This is a genomic window from Brevibacillus sp. BD137 (assembly GCF_041644655.1).
In the GTDB taxonomy this organism is placed as follows: domain Bacteria; phylum Bacillota; class Bacilli; order Brevibacillales; family Brevibacillaceae; genus Brevibacillus; species Brevibacillus brevis_D.
Window position 1 is genome coordinate 94,676 of sequence record NZ_JAOTNO010000003.1, and the last position, 16,666, is coordinate 111,341.

The following is a 16,666-nucleotide window of genomic DNA, read 5'->3' on the forward strand; positions in this document are numbered from 1 at the left end:
TTATTCCTCTTCTGCAATTTCTTTATTCTTTAGAAAGGTAATGACGAAAATGATGCTATAACAGCTTAATATGATCATAGAAGGAACTATCATCAAAGCAGTGGAGAAGCCAAACATCCCCGATGAAAAACAGATAGGAATGGAAACAAGAATTGGCATCAACAAAACTTCATTTTTCAATACTTGTTTAAATAACTTTACATATATCCAAACAAATAAACAAACCATAAAAGTAAAAACAAGTACAATCCATTTATTTAAAAATAAAATAACTCCTATTCCATGATGAAACATATTGATCAAGCCAGCTAAACCACCACCAAAGAAATCCAAGTTTTTGTTTATCATAACAATTAAATACGTTCCAAAAGCACCTAAAAATAACCCTAAGTACAAAACCAAATACCTAACTTTTTTCTTTGTTATTTTTAATACCACAAAACTCCCCATAAATAATTGAACAAATGCAACTATCATTGTTCCACTACTTACAGTACTAATAAAACATCCAATAACCATTAATAAGTAATCAATTAATCTGATCCCGTTTTTTCTCCATATAGCTTTAATCTGTATGTATAAAATAATTGTTATTCCTAAGAAAGCTGCGATTAACCGTCCATTCATGATAAATGATAAAAAAACAAAGGAAAGAATAGACACTATTAAAAAGACCATTGCATACTTTGGCCTAACTATTTTACCAATATTAAGTAATAGAAACATCATTATTAAAAACAAACCAATATTGTAAATGGTAAAGGCAAAATCTAAATCTATATCGAGGATATTTGATAGCAAAATTGATGGATAAGATACCAAAAACCGTGGCGCCCACTTATCTCCGGCCGCCAGCATTTCAAATGGGTCAAGATGTATATAACCTCTTAATTGTGGAAGATATGTAAATTGAAAGGCGTCTAATGCTAGCAGCAATAAATAAATACTTGAAAAAACAAAAAAAGCTATTAAAGATAGCCCTTTGTTTCGTATGACAAGTAAGACAAAAATAGAAAAAACAAGTATAGAGAAAAATATTGAAAATGGATCTCCCAATGATATGAACCAGCTTAACATAGCTAGTGCAATAGGTATGCAATACTGTAAAAGACCAATTCTCACCCTCATGGTGCCTCCCATTTCAAATAAATGTATTATGCTTAACTTCTACAGAGAGTGATAAAAAGAGCACTGGTCAAAAACTTCTCTCGCCTCCAATCTGTAGATCCAAAGTAAATGATTTTTTCACATAATGCTCCAGGCCAATATTTAGTATAATCGGCATATTACCAATTTATCGCTGATAATTCCATTGATATTATTAATCATATAAGACAACAAGATAGCATTATTAAAATGTATGCTAGAACAGAAATTTTCAAAACGTAACTCGTTTACGGGTACATTTTTTCTGTTCTAGCTAATTACATTCCAATATGCTACCACATTTCTTTACTCTCAGAAAATGCTCTTATACCTACACTGCTTGGGATATTAATAATACGTTCTTCTAAGTTTATCGCACAAGACAAGTCCATACTTGGGCAATCTGAATACATTGGTAGTTTATTAAGTAGCGTCCAAGTTGGTCTTGTCATAATTCCGAGTTCATTAGTAATCTCTAGAATTTGATCCCGCATCCAAGAATTATTGTTATCAAGTAACAAGGTATTCAACCAGTAGTTGCTTCTTGCAAAATCAGGTTCTTGAAAACACTCCACTCCTTGTAAATTTGAAAAAACCCTAATATATTCATTGGCTAAGTTTCTTTTTGACTCCAAAAAAAGAGGGATTTGTTCCAATTGAGCACATCCCAAGGCTGCATTAATATTGGGCAATCGATAATTATATCCAACCATATCATGGTTAAAAGCCCATTTATGTTGTAATTTTGCGGTTGTTGTCAAATGCTTGGCAAGCTTCGCTAACTCAGTATCGTTAGTTAGAATTGCTCCGCCGCCTCCAGTTGTGATGACTTTATTACCATTAAAGCTTAAAGTAGAAACTTTTCCAAATGTGCCCGTATGCTTTCCCTTATAATATGAACCAAGAGATTCCGCCGCATCCTCTACTAATTCTAGCTTATATTCCCGACACAGTTCGATCAGAGGATCCAAATCCACTGGATGTCCAAAAGTGTGCATTGGAACAACTGCCTTAATGCGCCGGCCTGTTTTTTTATTAAAACAGCCTTCATCTCGAACTGTTGCAATGTCTCTGAGATACTGTTTTAGTTTAGATGGTGAGAGTCCAAGGGTATTTTCTTCACTGTCGACAAAATGTGGTATGGCTCCAGCATATTTTACTGCATTAGCAGTAGCAATAAAGGTAAGAGCTGGCATAATAACCTCATCATCTTGCTCTACACCTACAAGCTTAAGGCTTATATGAAGAGCAGCCGTTCCGTTAACCACAGCAACGGCATGCTTAGCACCTGTATACTCTGCCAAGAGTTCTTCAAATCGGTTCACAAATTTCCCTACTGAAGATACCCATCCAGTATCTATGCATTCCTTCACATACTCCCATTCGTTTCCTTGAAACTTTGGTTCATGTAAGGCAATGAATTCTTCTTTTTTTCCTAGAACCGTAGATAGGGTTTCGTATATTTTGTTAACCAGCATATAGAGATCTCCCGTCATATAGAAGATTTTATTAATAATTAATTAAGTAGATTCTTTATATGTTATAGATATTTGCTTTGTACTGCTTTAAATTCTCTGAATCGGTAAACCATTCTACGGTTTCCTTCAGACCTCTTTTCAAGCCTTCACGATCTCCATAAGCAGGGGCCCAATCAAGCAGAGTTTTTGCCTTACTGTTATCCGCCCACAGTCTTTCTACTTCGCTTTTTTCTGGTCTTAATCTAACCTCATCTGTTACAATTTCCACACTTTTTCCCATAACTTCCGAGATAATCTCGACTGTTTCTCCAATGGAGACTTCATAGTTACTTCCTATATTAATCACTTCACCAATAGAAGCATCAGAGGAGCCTACTGCAACAAAGCCATTAACCGTGTCTTTCACGTAATTAAAATCCCGTGTTGGATGGAGTGATCCCATTTTTATTTGCTTAGCGCCATTTGCTATTTGCGTAATAATCGTCGGAATCACAGCTCTTGCAGACTGGCGTGGCCCGTACGTATTAAAGGGACGAATGATGGAAACCGGCGTTCCAAATGATGAATAAAAGGACATGGCTATTTGATCTGCACCAATCTTTGAAGCTGAGTAAGGTGATTGTCCTTGTAGCGGATGTTCTTCTGTAATAGGCACAAATTTTGCTGTTCCGTATACTTCACTAGTAGAGGTATGTACAACTTTTTGAACTCCCAGTTCTCTTGCAGCCTGCACCACATTCAACGTGCCTTTAACATTCGTATCTACGTAAGTATCTGGAGAGTGGTATGAATATGGGATGGCAATAAGTGCAGCTAAGTGAAATACAATGTCACAATCTTTCATGGCCGTTTTTACACCATATGGATCTCTGATATCGCCCGAAAACACTTCAAGGTTATCTATTACACTTTTCGGAGAATGATCCAGCCATCCCCATGAATTAAAAGAGTTATACATGACAAATGCCCGTACATCAATTCCTTGTCTTACCAGTTCTTCAACTAAGTGAGAGCCAATAAAACCATCAGCTCCGGTTACTAAGATTTTTTTATTTTTGAAATCCACCTAAATTCCCCCTAGCTAAATTCTTCCTCTAAAGATAATAATCGCTCTAATTAATATCGCGTGACATAGTGGTGCTCTTTGGGTTCGCGTAATAGCTTAAGAAAATATAGAGCAAACTCAAAACCATACCAGCGACTCCCGCTATAATCATATTTCGAATAATGTTTGAACTAACAGGTTGTTCAGGTACAAATGCTGGTGACATAATACTTACGTTTGTTTCACTGATGCCAGCGGAGCTTGTTATCCGTGCTTCTTCATACTTATGGGCAAACTGATTATAAGTTTCTCGAGCGTTTTTCAATTTTTCTTCTAAAATACTGTATTTTGCTTCCTTTTCAGCATTTAAAACTTGTAATTCTTCAAGAACTTTATTGTTATCAGTTAACGATTTTTCTATGGCTTTTTTTTCAGCTGTCAACTGAGCGATCTCAATATTTATCTTCGCGATTTCTTTTTTCAGATCGGTATACACTGGATTTACTTCTTCGGATTTCATTTGAAGTGCACCTGTTTCCAAACTTCCCCGTTTGGTGTTTTGCTCTACTACAGAATGCAAAAATGGATCATCTGAAATTGTTTTATTAGTCACCAAGGTCTCAGAAGTCCGTTGAAGTAAAGAGTCTGCTTGCTTGCTTGCGGAAACTCGGCTCTGTATATCTACTTCCAGTTGATTTATTTTCGTCTTAAATTCAGTAATCTGCTCCATCCGTGATTCTATCTCGATCGTTAATTCTTTCGTTCCTTTTGGCTCTTTCAAGTACTCTTTTAATGCTTGTACAGCTTCCGTTACCTTTTTCTGCTCATTTTCCATTTGTTCCTGTAAATAGAAAGCTGATCTTCCTAATTGCTCTTTTGTTTTTGTCGCTACAAAAAGCACCAACTCTTGCGACCAAGTATTAATAATATTGCTGATCAATTCCGGATCTGCACCCGTTAGCTTTAATCGAATCAAGTTGGTATCGCCTATAACCTCAACATCTACATTCTCAATTAAGCTATCGATGGTGTACGATTTTTGCCCAAGCTGTAATTTATCAAAAACTCTCTTCACTAAGTAAGGATCTTTGACTTGCTCAACATATGTCTGCATAGTCAATTGAGGATAATTAGATAGAACAGCCAAGAGCGAGTCCACTGAACTATCCAGTTTCATTTCATTATTTTCAGGAGCAATGGTCATAACCATCAAGGTGCTACTAACTTCATATTTTGGTTTTTGAATAAAAAAACCATATACGACACTTACTAGCATTGCAAGAATCGTAACAATCGTGATAAAACGTTTTCGATTTGTGATGATTGTTATTATTTCTCTTAAACCAAGCTCTTCTTGTTTATACTCTATTTGATTCATCAACTTCCTGCCTCCTGAATGAAAAGACAAATGAGAAACTCAGAGAAATTTGTCATCTATATTTTATCTTAAAAGATATTGTAAAGCTATGAACCACAACTGTACTCGCCTGAAAAATTACTCTTATTTACGAAAGATTTCACGGAATTCCACAACTTTTTGAGGGAAAACTGGATAGCTCTTTGTCATCTCTACTACAATCTGTTTAGCCTTTGCCTTTTCTTCCATAGTTTCATATACATTTACTAGCAGTGCCACAGCGTCCGTATACATTGAAGAACTGCTATCCGAGCAAATAGGCAGAAGAAGCTCTAAAGCTTCGCTATACTCCTTATTTATTACGTATGATTGCGCCAAAAGAAACTTCGCATCTTGAGATAGCTCTAACGGTCTCTTATCATGTACACTTTCTGACCGGTACTTATCGAACACTGCCTTGTATTCCTTGTGCTCTTTAATTGCTTCATCGGCATAAAACGTTGCATCCTTTGCTTTATTCTTGACACCGTCCACTGCCAAATTAGACAAAAGTATCATGATTTGCTCTCGATATTTAACATGAAAACGGTCATAATTAACTGCCTTTTGATAATTTTGAAATGCTTTATCAATTGCACCCAATGATAGATATATGGTTCCAACTTGATGATAAAGACTAGCGTTCTGTGGCTCCAGTTCTAAAGCTCTCATACTATAATTAACCGCATTCGTTTTAGAAGATTCACTTTTATTAACTCTGTAGTCATAAACCTCCATATTTGCAAGGTCTAACCAAATTTCGCTTCTATAAGGATTATAGAGAGCCCCCTCTTCCAATTTCTTCTTCATCTCACTAACAGCTTCATTAGTTCCAATTCCTTGTGTTATTTGATCCGATACAAAAAATTTAATGGTATATACGAAAAAGATCATTATTGAAACCGTACAAAGCGCTAAAGCTACCTTCTTCCATTTAACGCTTATATTATTCCAAGCTACTTTCGGTTCAATTGGTACTGACATTCCTAAAATCCAAAATACTATAAACCAAACCGTTCCGAATGAGAAATCAAAGTCTATACACGCGTGAATAAAGAGCATGGATAATGCGCCTATGGAAGCAATAATTTGGGTTCTCTTTTCACTATGCACTTCGATTTTCAAATACGTTAACATTTGATAAAGAAAGAAACCCATAACGAACATAAATATAAGAAGACCAACCCACCCAACGCTTAATAGCATTTCTAAGTATCCATTGTGCACTTCATTGCTCCAGTAAGGGATTTGCTGGTATTGTGTAAATAGAAAACGCCAACCTTCCCCTCCCCATCCTATGAAAGGAGAATTTTTACTAAAACTAAACGCATCTTGCAAAAAGTTTGACCGCGCTATAAAGCTATTCGATTCAAAGTTGATAAGACTAATACGGTTTTGTAAGCCCTCAGGCAGTAACTTATAAACCAAGCCTTGTTTCAACAGATCAATTGCTATTAATCCGAGCAGTAAAAATAGTGCACCTGGAATAGCGTAATTTGCATATTTTTTAGACTCGATGAACCGAACGATTCGAAGATTACTTACTTTTCGATTCGTTCGGTTGACTAAAATATTTAGTACAGCAACTAATAGACTAAAAGCAATCAACGACGCAATAGTCAAGCTACTGTTATTTTTATCAATAATAGTGGTGTATAATTCAAACGATAAAACAGAAGCGACTAGCGACGTGAAGGTAAATAATGTATATTTTAATTGCTGGCGTGGCTTTAACAATAGTAATGAGAATAACCATGCGATTGGCAGAACTACCATCGCTCCTCTTGAATAAGTAAAGAAGAAGCAAAGCCCATAAACTACCAAGGGCAAACTTAAGATAAAAACTTCCTTATTGGATATATCCTCTTTAATCATCTTAAGCAGTGTGTAAATCCAATATGCTCCAACAACAGCAGCTAGCGTATTTGGATATTGAAAGAAACCTGCTAGACGATATCCAAGCGTTATGTCCTGAAAATCCGCTAATCCCCATAAGCCAAAAAGCGCATATAAGGCAATCCATATCCCTGAAAATTGAAAAATGCAGGATAAGCTCTTTTCCATGAAATGATTTAAGTTTTGCTTATTAAAATAATGCCTCGTCCAAATAATTATCATAAAAAATGCAGCATAACTGAACCACCGAAACGTATTATCTAGTGCTCCCTTTGGAGTTAACGCTACAGCCAATGAGATTACATGACTCAGCGGGAGAAGCATTACTACTAGATAAATCAGCGTATTATCCTGCTCATTCCTACGGATCAATATACTTGTTGCAAATATAAAAAACAATCCCATTATAATTAATTCTGTGATGTATATATCCGCATCAAAAAATAAACCCCGTAGATACGGAGTAAAAATGAAAACTATTGAGAGAGTGATATAACTAATCCAACTTATTACTTTTTCCATTGTGGCCTCCGGTCTCAATCTGTATAACCATTACTACTTTTCTAATTCTACAACAAGTTGTTTAACATTTTCCTTAAATGCAACACCGTCAGGAGCTTGTTCCAAATATAGCTTGAAATGTTTTAAAGCATTTTCCTTATCGCTTAAATTTATATAATTTAACCCTAAAAAGCGATTTGATTCAAAATAATGAGGGTCTTCTACCAAAGGTGTTAACAGCTTAATTGAATCACTATATTGCTTTTTAACGAATAAGATTTGAGCTTTTTTAAATTGTAAATCCTTGAAATCTGGTTGTTTACTCAACCCGTCATTCACAGTTTGCAGAGCTTGGTCATAATTTTGAGTGGCCATTAGAATAGCTGCACTATTATTATACGCCTCGATCAGGTCAGGTGACTTTTTAATCGCGTTTTGATAGTTAACAAGAGCATTTTGAAAGTCCTTCTTTTTACGCATGATGTTACCAATATAATATTCATATTGTCCACTCGCTGGATCTTGGGTCATGCATTCTTGAAATACATTAAATGCCTCATCCAGTTTCTCTTCATTATACAAACTTACTCCCAGCTCAAACTTTTTTGCAACTTCATTAGATACTGTTCCTTTTTGTCCACTTTGAGATGATGGCGCGGTATTAGATGCTCCTCCATCTGGAGCAACTTTGTCATTATCACTACATGCAGAACTAATGATCATTGAAGTAACCAGCAATAAAGAATATATCGTTCTTTTTATATGCATGTACTTTTCCTCCACTTACATAACTATGTATAAATTGTAACAGACTTTTTTATTCTATCATAATTCTCATCTAAATAATATGTAAATACAATGTGACTATAATTAATATACTTTCAAAAAGAGTACATTCATGACAAAGAAAAAAAGGCCCGAGGAATCGGGCCTTTTACTTCGTGTTATTACTTGCTTACAGGAACTACTACATCGCCTTTCAGAGCGTTCTTGATTGCAGAAGCATCTGTTGCGTTAGTAGTAGGAAGAACTTTGATTTGGATGTCTTTGTTCAAGTCATCAGGTGTGAAGTAAGTGGAACGAGTTACAGTGTAAGTAGTACCAGTACCGCTTACAGACAGAGTTCCAGCAGCTTTCACGCCACCAATCAACAGTTCAAAATCATTGTTGTCTGTCAGGGATGCAGCATCCATGTTTTCGCTGAAAGTGATGGAGAGAGTATCTACACCAGCAACAGCTGCAGACTTGATTGTAGGTGTTACAGTTTCAGTGAACGGTTGGATGAATGTTACAGTATCCATTACGTTTCCTGCTGCATCTGCTACGTTCTTCACTTGGAAGGAGTAGCTTGCAGTAGCTTTAATTGCCTCTGGTTTCAGAGTCAATTTCACAGTCTTCTTGTCGTTAACGAATACTGCCTTCTCAAATACTTGCTCGCCATCAACAGTGTAGTTAGCAACATTCAGAGCAGTTGCATCAGTTACTTCCTTGCTGAAAGCAACTGTGATTTCGTTTGGAGCACCAGCAACTTGAGCAGTCACTCCGCTAGCACCGTTGTTCGGGTTGTCGTCAGTATCTACTACTTTTGGCTTGCTGGAGCTAGTAGTAGGGTTGTAAGTGAAGGTCAGGGAACCAGTCGCGTTATCCACACCTGCCAGATCTTCAACTACACCAGCTGCAAGAGTAACAGTGTAAGCACCGGACTTAGAACCTGCTGGAAGAGCAATGCTCAGCATGTTGGACTTGCCATCGCCATCTGGATCGTAAAGGTTAGTAGAAGCACCAAATGCAGTAACAGCATACTCTACGTTCTCAGAGACAACTTTACCACCAGTGATAGCATTAGCTGGAACTGGAGAAGCTTTCTTGATTTCTTCATCGAAGGAAACGATGATGCTGTCAGCTCCACCCACTGTTTGTACAGTAGTGCCAGTTACTTTCGGAGCAGTAACGTCTGCAGCGAAGTTAACCAGTTTGCTGAACGCAGTTGTTTGCTTGTTCAAAGAAGCATCAACGAAATTGTTTACTGCTACAGTGTGAAGACCACCTGTCAACGGAGCAGACAGCTTAACTGTCAGTTCAGTACCAGTTTCATTCAAAGTCAGAGCAGCTACAGATCCGCCTTGAACCAGATCGAAAGCTGTTTGATTGTCGATGGATACTGTACCATAACGACCGCTGTTCGCAGCGTCTTTTACTACTTTCTCATTGAAAGTAATTTTGAAGGTATCCAAACCAGTTGCAGCGATTGTAGTTGCAAGAGGCTTAGTGATGTCAGTGGAAGTTTTTGTTACAGTAAAGGTCTTCGTACCAGCACCGATACCGGAAGCATCAACTGCACCGTACACTTTAACAGTGTATGCTTTGTTAGCAACAGCATTAGTCAGGTCGAGAGTGATAGTTTTGCCACCATTAGCAATAGCAAATCCGCTACCATCTACTACAGGTTCAAGACCAGCAGCTGTTACATCTGCACCAGTTTCATCGTAGATGCGAATAGAAGCGCCAGCCAGTTGAATCATTGGCTCAGAGAAGCTTACTTTTGCAGTGTTGATATCTTCATAAGTTACAGCGCCAAGTGTAGGTGCAGTAGTATCATTGAAAGAAATTGCTTGGTTAAATGCAGCTGCCAATGGTTTTTGGTCTACACCAATCACGCCAGATACAGACATCAGATAAGTACTGTTATTAGCAAGCTTGTTAGCAAACGGCAAAGTGATCAATACTGTTTTCTTGTCAGCTTGCAGTTCATATTTGGTAGCAGTTCCACCTGGAATAGCTGCGCCATTCAGCTTGTAGTTAGCTGGATCTTGTGCAGAATCAAGGCGAACTTCTTTGTTAAATTTAACTTGCAATGTAAGAGCGTCAACTGCACTTACAGTATCAACTTTCAGGTCGCCTGTAGGAGTTGGGTCAACTTTTGATTTTGCATCTTCTGTACCGTTAGTAGTACCGTTGAGAGTTACTACATCATACAGGTCGATGAAATCTTCTTTTACCAATTTTTCTTCATAAGCTTTTGCGCGACCTTCATCAAGAATCTCTTGAAGGAAAGCACCACGGCCTTGGTTGTCAACTTGTACAACCGCGTTCGGACCAGCAAGGCGAACATTTTCCAAGTAAGATTTTCTAGCTTCTTTGGTCATGTTCAATACTACATCAGTAGAATAGTATTTTTTGACGTTTCCGCCCATGTAAATACCAGCTTTAGGTGCTGCAAAAGCGGAAGCCGCCATGCTAGCTACTACTGCAGTCGAGAGAACTGAAAGGACTACTTTTTTATTCACGTACTACCCCTCCGTAAGTTTGATAGGAAGTTCTATTTTTATAGGGCATTTAGAACATAGAGGGGATATCCCCCCTCTATGCTCCCATTGCTATATTTCTTTGATAAAAGTGTTACTCTTAAGCTTCTTCGAATTTAACAGAAGCTGTATCGGTTTCACCTTTAGCGTTAGTAACTTTGACTTCGCCTTTAGTTACTTTAGAATCGTCTTGAACGTAGTATTGAACTTTCCAACCGTTACCGTCTTCGATCATCTCGTAAGTAGATTTGTCTACTTTTTTGCCTTCGATGTAGAGAGCGAAGTCTTTAACATCGGAACGAGTAACGCCTTTGTTCAGTTCAACAACTACTTGATACAGGCCAACGCTGCTTACTGCTTTACCAGTAAAGCTAGATGGAAGTGCATCCCATTTATCTTCACCTGGATCTGGCTTAACTGGTTCTTGTTTCAAGAATGCTTCTGCGTCATCTTCCAGTTTGTCTTTACGAACTGTCTTCGCGTCAGAAACGATCAGAACGAAGTCGTATTTAGTACCGGCGATGTCATTGCTGTCGATCATTACAACGTAGTCGCCTTCGTTAACGCCATCTGCTTCACCGAAGTCATCGAACAGATCGAAGTAAACTGTAGCAGATTTGATGCTAGCTTTGTTCTTGTTGTCGTCAGCATCTTTGTAAGTGATGGTGTCTTTGTTTACATCAGAAACCAAACCAACGACCATTTTGTCGATGTTTGCATCTTTCATGCCCTTTTCATCAGTAATTTCTGCGAGCATGTCTTTAGCGTTTTTGTTAACTACTTCAACTACATCGTCAACAACAACTTCGTCGTTGGAATCCAATGTGAATGCGATGAAGTCGTTACGACGGATGTCGTCATCTTTCAGATCGTCTTGATCGCCATCCAGTTTGTATTCTTTCTCAACGATTTTGTTGCTGTCTTTCTCTTTTTCCCATACTCTGATGGTGTCTTTACCGCCTTTGCGACCAAAGTCGATCACTTGACCGTAGTGAGCATCACCAGTCAAACCATCACCTTCAACAACGAAGATTGCTTCTACTTCGTCTTTATCGTTTACAGTGTAGATTACAGACAGGTCGTTTTCGTCAGCAACGTCTTTGAACTTCGCAGTTTTAGCGTTTTTCAGTTCTTTACGTTTGCTGCTCTCTTCCAATTTACCAGTCATGTTGAAGACAGCTGTTTTGTCAGTAACTTCGTAGTCGCCAACCATATCGTCGTCTTCATCAGCGAGGTCATCCCAAGCTTTACCGGATTCTTGTGCAACTTTTACAGGTTTCAGGAATTCAACTTTACCTGGTTTGCCATCTGCATCAAGAGTTACTTCTAAGAGCAGAGTGTCTTTGTCTTTGCTAGGTACCAGGATGTCTTCCAGATCTTCATCATTCTTGTTGTCTCTGGAGAAGTTTTTACCATCAAAGTCATAGATATTTTTAGGTTCGAGGGAAACAGTAATTTCCTTACCTTTTTGAGTCAACACACGGAAATCCCAAGTGTCTTTGCTGGAGTTGAAAACAGCAGAACGAGTAACGATTGCTTTTTGTTTGCGATCGTCGATAGCATCCTTAGTTTCGATGTGACGAACACGACCAGAAGCATCCAGGTACAGTTTTACTGTTTCGTCGTCCAAGCTGTCAACCAGATCCCAGTGGTCTTTGTCGATGTCTTGAACATCTTTGTTACCGTCATCGGAGAAAGTAGCACCTTCGTAAACGCGGTATGTTTTGTCGCCGATAGTCAGGCGGTAGTCGTTGTTGTTACGGCTAACAACTTTGTCTACTTTACCTTCTACTACTGTGTCAGTAGCGAATACCAGCAATTTGTCTTCGTCGCCATCAGCGTAGTATACGCTGTAAACCATGCCTTCTTTCAGATCGCTGAATTTAGCTGGTTTACCGTTGAGGAATACCAAGAAGTCTTTACCTTCTTCTTTGTCTTCCAGGTCGTTGAACTTGTCGTTATCACGGTTCGTGATTTTCTTTTTATCAGCATCGATTTTGGAGATAACTTCGGAACCGTATTTAACGCCTTCGTCTTCTTTGTTCATGGATTGGTCGTCAATAACGTGGATGTAAGCAATCTCGTTATTGTTGTCCAGAACAACTTTTGCACCGAAAGTGAATCCGCCATCAGCGTTGTCCTTGATGATTTCTTTCAAACCATCAACTGGATCGTTGAAGCGAGTGAAGTTGTAAGTTACTTTAGTGTTTTTGTTGAAGCGGTAGCTTTTTTCGCTAGCATCCAGCTCCAATTTCAGATCAGCCAGATCAGAGTTGCTCAGATCTTTTGGATCTTCGAAAGTTTTACCTTTCAGAGTGAACTCGCCAACGCGGTCCATGATAACTTCTTGATCTGTGGAACCTTCCATCCAAACGATTACGTCTTCACGGTCGTCTTTGATCCACACTTGTACGTGTTGACCATCGAAATCGTTAGCGTTGATACCGTCAGCTACTTTGTAAGTAGTGTTGCCGATACCAGCGTCTTTACCGTTCAAAGTAACTTCGTTAGCTTTGATTTTGCCCAGACCGATAGCTGGTACGTTAGTTACCAATGGCAGGTCTTCGCTGTCGTTGCCAGCTTCTTGAGCCCATTCCATGTCACGAACAGTAACTTTCAGGTATTTAGTCAGAAGAGTTTCTTTCGTGATTTCATGACGGATGTCAGTACCGAATTCAACTTGCTCCATCAGGTCAACGCGAAGAGCGTTGTCGAGCATTTTGAAGATGTCGCCACGAGTTGCTGCATTGTTAGGAGTAGTGATGCTTCTAGCAATGTTCAGCTCGGAAGCTTTGGAGATCATGCTGTTAGGCCATACACCCTTAACGGATGGCTCATAACCCAGTGCACGAACGATCATAGTTACAGCTTCAGCATAAGTAACTTGGTTTTGTGGTTTGAAAGATTTGTCCGGGAAACCTTTTACGATTTCTTCGCCGGAAGCTACGTTTACGAAACCAGCAAACCAATCAGTAGATTTCACATCTGTGTAAGTATTGCTGAATTGTGCCAATTTCGCACCTTGCTCCAGTCCGCGAGCGCGAACAACCAGAGTAGCGAACTCTGCACGAGTGATAGTTTTGTCTACACCGTATTCGCCGTTGCCATAACCTGCTACCAGGCCAAGAGCTTCCAGACGTTTTACGGTTTTTTCCATATCAGCGTCCATTTTTGGAGCTGTAGTAGTTGCTGCTTCTTCTGCTGCGAAAGCCATTGGAGCAACAGTAAGTGCGAGTGCACTAGCCAATACACTGTTAACGACCTTTTTCATAACCTTGTGTTCTCCTCCTCTAGTATAAACAAATTGTTCTTGGGGAATATTTGTTGTTAATCTATCTTTCTTTTTAAAGCCCGAATCCTGCAAGCGCGTGTCACCTCCTTTCGCAGGAAAGCCTCGCTTTTTGTGTTAAAAATCTCTAGTATATTCAGTATTGTGTAAAATGCAACAATCACTAGTGTAACACAACTGCTAGAATTCGTGAATCTTTTTTACACAATTCCCCGTTTTTCGTGTGACATCCTATTAAACGCCTGAGCGAATCAAAAGTTGCGGCGCCTTCGAAAAAAATTTAAAGTTTTTTTCGTGGTTCGTTATTCACCTGTCCATTATGTACGAAGTGACATCCGCCACAATCCGTATTATAGGGGACATATGGCGAGCTGTCACGACTGAACCTTTTTCCAATTTGGTTCAAAACCTCATAATCTTGCTTGAATTAGGTTAATTTCCTAATGCATTTTCAAAGTTTACGACAGCCAAGTTGTAAGACAGGATAGCTTTTTGGTACGCATTCTCACGAGTAGACAATGCTTCTTCCGATTGAATAACCTCTAAAGTCGTCGCAAGTCCATTTTCATAACGCAAATTTTTCAAGCGATAGCTCTCAGCTGCGGAATCTTTTGCTGCTTTTTGGAAGTCAATCGCCTCGCGAGCTGCGTTTAGGTTGAGGTATGCCTCTGCAACGTCCTTCGAAACGGTACGTTTTGCCTCATCAATGGCAAGCTTCGATTTCTCAACGTTGTTGCGAGCTTCTTGACCAGAAAGAGTTGAAGCCGCCGTATACTCTGCGATCAGCTTCACATTCAATTCTGCCAGCTTGAGCTCTTCTTCTGCTTTCGTAATCTCCAAGCGTTTAGAGAGGGCCTCCTTCTCGGCATCTTTCATGGTGATCGAGATTGGAGCCATTTTTTTATTGGCAGAGACGATTTTCCATTCTTTTTGAAGATCAACGCCGAGGAAATCATTCAGATTCATCACAGCAATTTCCAGGTTATTTTCCGCGTTCGTCAACTCAGCTTTTGCACCAGCTACGCCCATTTCCGCTTCAAGGACGTCTGTTTTCGCGTTCGTCCCAACATCAAATGCAGCCTTGGCTACTTTCAGTTGTGCTTCAGCACGGTCTAAGCTTTGTTTTTTTAGGTTCACGTCATCTTGAGCGAAAATCAGTTTGTAATAGACATCTTGTGCGCCTAACTTAATTTTTCCTTCTGTAGACTTAACAGCGAGGGCATTCAGCTTCTTGGTCATTTCACTTTGGGCGCTTCTCACATACTTTGCTTGCGCAGCATCTAAGGAATCCAGCATATCTGCCGTCATTTGTGCCGTGCTTCTATAGATGATCGAGTCGTTAATATCTGCATTTTTCGCATCCAAACGAGCATTTTGTAATGTGACGTTGCTTTTCAAGGCTTGTTCAATCGCTTTTTCCAGCGTCAACTCATCTGTTGCGGCAGTATCAGTCGTTGTCGTATTCGTTTTGCCTGCCTCAGCTGCTACTTTATCGGTAGACGCTTGTACAGTCGTAGGTGCCTTTGCTTGATCGGAGCCTGTATTCGCAGATGCTGTCAAAGTTCCTGCGCCAAGGGCTGTTGTTAATAATGCCGCCAAACTGATAGACATCCATTTCTTTTTCGAATATGGAAAATTCACTGACTTCCACTCCTTTATTTTATATTGAGCATAAAATTATTAACCACATTAAATATGTGGTTTGTCCCAAGATCACTATATCACAGAGTTATCCTTCTCACACGCAAAATTATGCCATACCAGCATTTTCATAAGGGAATCATAAGGAACTCCTCCCTTTCCTTTTTTATTCCACAAGCACCACATAGAGTACTACGATTATGTGTCAAAAACATTTCAGTGTTCGCCAACATTTCTTTGGCATGCTATCCTTTTCTTGAGGTGATTGTACGATGCTTACCCAATACAAAACCATCGCTGGCTACGGTGAGGACTATATCGTCATTGAGCGCTCCCGTTTTATCGGATATGCCCAGCGAGTTACCACGGAGGAAGAAGCGACAGCATTTATCGCGATGATCAAAAAGAAGCACTGGGACGCTACCCATAACTGTTCTGCTTTTGTCATCGGTGAAAACGATCAGATTCAGCGCTCAAGCGATGATGGGGAGCCTAGCGGTACGGCGGGCAAGCCGATCCTGGAATGCATCAAGAAAAACGGCGTGAAGGATACGGTCGTAGTCGTCACTCGCTATTTCGGCGGAATCAAGCTTGGGGCCGGTGGACTCGTTCGGGCTTATACAGCTGGAACCGTCACTGCATTGAAGGCTGCAAAGATCGTGGTGCACACGCTGCATCAGACGATCTCTGTCAGCGTGGACTATACGTGGTGGGGCAAGGTCGAGAACGAACTGCGTCTGGGCGAACATCGCGTGAGTGGTACGGATTTTACAGACAAGGTTACCGCGCATGTGCTGATCCCTGAGGGGGAACAGGATGAGTTCGTCGCAAGGATGGTTGATTTGACGAATGGACAAGCTCAGATCGTACTCGGGGAAAAGGAATATGTGGAGGTTCCTGTAGACGCGGTTGGCGATGTAGAAGAAGAGTAATTTTTCCATGAAAAAAGCTGAAGAGGCGATGACCTCT

The 16,666-nt window shown here is 39.6% G+C and carries 10 protein-coding genes; 1 reads left to right on the top strand and 9 read right to left on the bottom strand.

The features are described 5' to 3' along the window. From ODZ53_RS07150 to ODZ53_RS07190, 9 genes are all read right to left on the bottom strand, one after another. On the bottom strand, window positions 1–1,122 hold the full coding sequence (locus ODZ53_RS07150; protein WP_372676480.1) for a hypothetical protein: 1,122 nt from the start codon (window positions 1,120–1,122) through the stop codon (window positions 1–3). A 317-nt stretch (window positions 1,123–1,439) separates the two neighbouring features. Beyond that, on the bottom strand, window positions 1,440–2,624 hold the full coding sequence (locus tag ODZ53_RS07155; RefSeq protein WP_372676481.1) for a LegC family aminotransferase: 1,185 nt from the start codon (window positions 2,622–2,624) through the stop codon (window positions 1,440–1,442). Window positions 2,625–2,679: 55 nt separating this feature from the next. After that, window positions 2,680–3,690 (bottom strand): NAD-dependent 4,6-dehydratase LegB, encoded by a 1,011-nt coding sequence (locus ODZ53_RS07160; RefSeq protein WP_372676482.1) that lies wholly within the window; start codon window positions 3,688–3,690, stop codon window positions 2,680–2,682. 46 nt (window positions 3,691–3,736) lie between these two features. Next, window positions 3,737–5,047 (bottom strand): GumC family protein, encoded by a 1,311-nt coding sequence (locus ODZ53_RS07165; protein ID WP_372676483.1) that lies wholly within the window; start codon window positions 5,045–5,047, stop codon window positions 3,737–3,739. Window positions 5,048–5,170: 123 nt separating this feature from the next. Beyond that, window positions 5,171–7,483 (bottom strand): O-antigen ligase family protein, encoded by a 2,313-nt coding sequence (locus ODZ53_RS07170; protein ID WP_372676484.1) that lies wholly within the window; start codon window positions 7,481–7,483, stop codon window positions 5,171–5,173. Window positions 7,484–7,516: 33 nt separating this feature from the next. Next, window positions 7,517–8,230 carry a tetratricopeptide repeat protein gene (locus ODZ53_RS07175; protein ID WP_372676485.1) on the bottom strand — a complete coding sequence of 238 codons (714 nt, stop codon included), beginning with the start codon at window positions 8,228–8,230 and terminating at the stop codon, window positions 7,517–7,519. A 179-nt stretch (window positions 8,231–8,409) separates the two neighbouring features. Continuing rightward, on the bottom strand, window positions 8,410–10,749 hold the full coding sequence (locus tag ODZ53_RS07180) for a hypothetical protein (RefSeq protein ID WP_372676486.1): 2,340 nt from the start codon (window positions 10,747–10,749) through the stop codon (window positions 8,410–8,412). Window positions 10,750–10,867: 118 nt separating this feature from the next. After that, entirely contained in the window at window positions 10,868–14,038 is a 3,171-nt protein-coding gene (locus ODZ53_RS07185) for an S-layer homology domain-containing protein (protein ID WP_372676816.1), read from the bottom strand. A 450-nt stretch (window positions 14,039–14,488) separates the two neighbouring features. Then, a complete protein-coding gene (locus tag ODZ53_RS07190) occupies window positions 14,489–15,697 on the bottom strand; it encodes a TolC family protein (protein WP_372676487.1) in 1,209 nt (402 codons plus the stop codon). Between the two features lie 272 nt (window positions 15,698–15,969). Between ODZ53_RS07190 and ODZ53_RS07195 the strand changes: the two genes are divergently transcribed. Beyond that, a complete protein-coding gene (locus ODZ53_RS07195; RefSeq protein ID WP_106779554.1) occupies window positions 15,970–16,629 on the top strand; it encodes a YigZ family protein in 660 nt (219 codons plus the stop codon). Window positions 16,630–16,666: the final 37 nt, after the last annotated feature.

Bases quoted from the DNA above. Each gene is read 5' to 3' on its own strand.
- ODZ53_RS07155 (WP_372676481.1), bottom strand. From the start codon at position 2,624: ATGCTGGTTAACAAAATATACGAAACCCTATCTACGGTTCTAGGAAAA.
- ODZ53_RS07165 (WP_372676483.1), bottom strand. From the start codon at position 5,047: ATGAATCAAATAGAGTATAAACAAGAAGAGCTTGGTTTAAGAGAAATA.
- ODZ53_RS07170 (WP_372676484.1), bottom strand. From the start codon at position 7,483: ATGGAAAAAGTAATAAGTTGGATTAGTTATATCACTCTCTCAATAGTT.
- ODZ53_RS07175 (WP_372676485.1), bottom strand. From the start codon at position 8,230: ATGCATATAAAAAGAACGATATATTCTTTATTGCTGGTTACTTCAATG.
- ODZ53_RS07185 (WP_372676816.1), bottom strand. From the start codon at position 14,038: ATGAAAAAGGTCGTTAACAGTGTATTGGCTAGTGCACTCGCACTTACT.
- ODZ53_RS07195 (WP_106779554.1), top strand. From the start codon at position 15,970: ATGCTTACCCAATACAAAACCATCGCTGGCTACGGTGAGGACTATATC.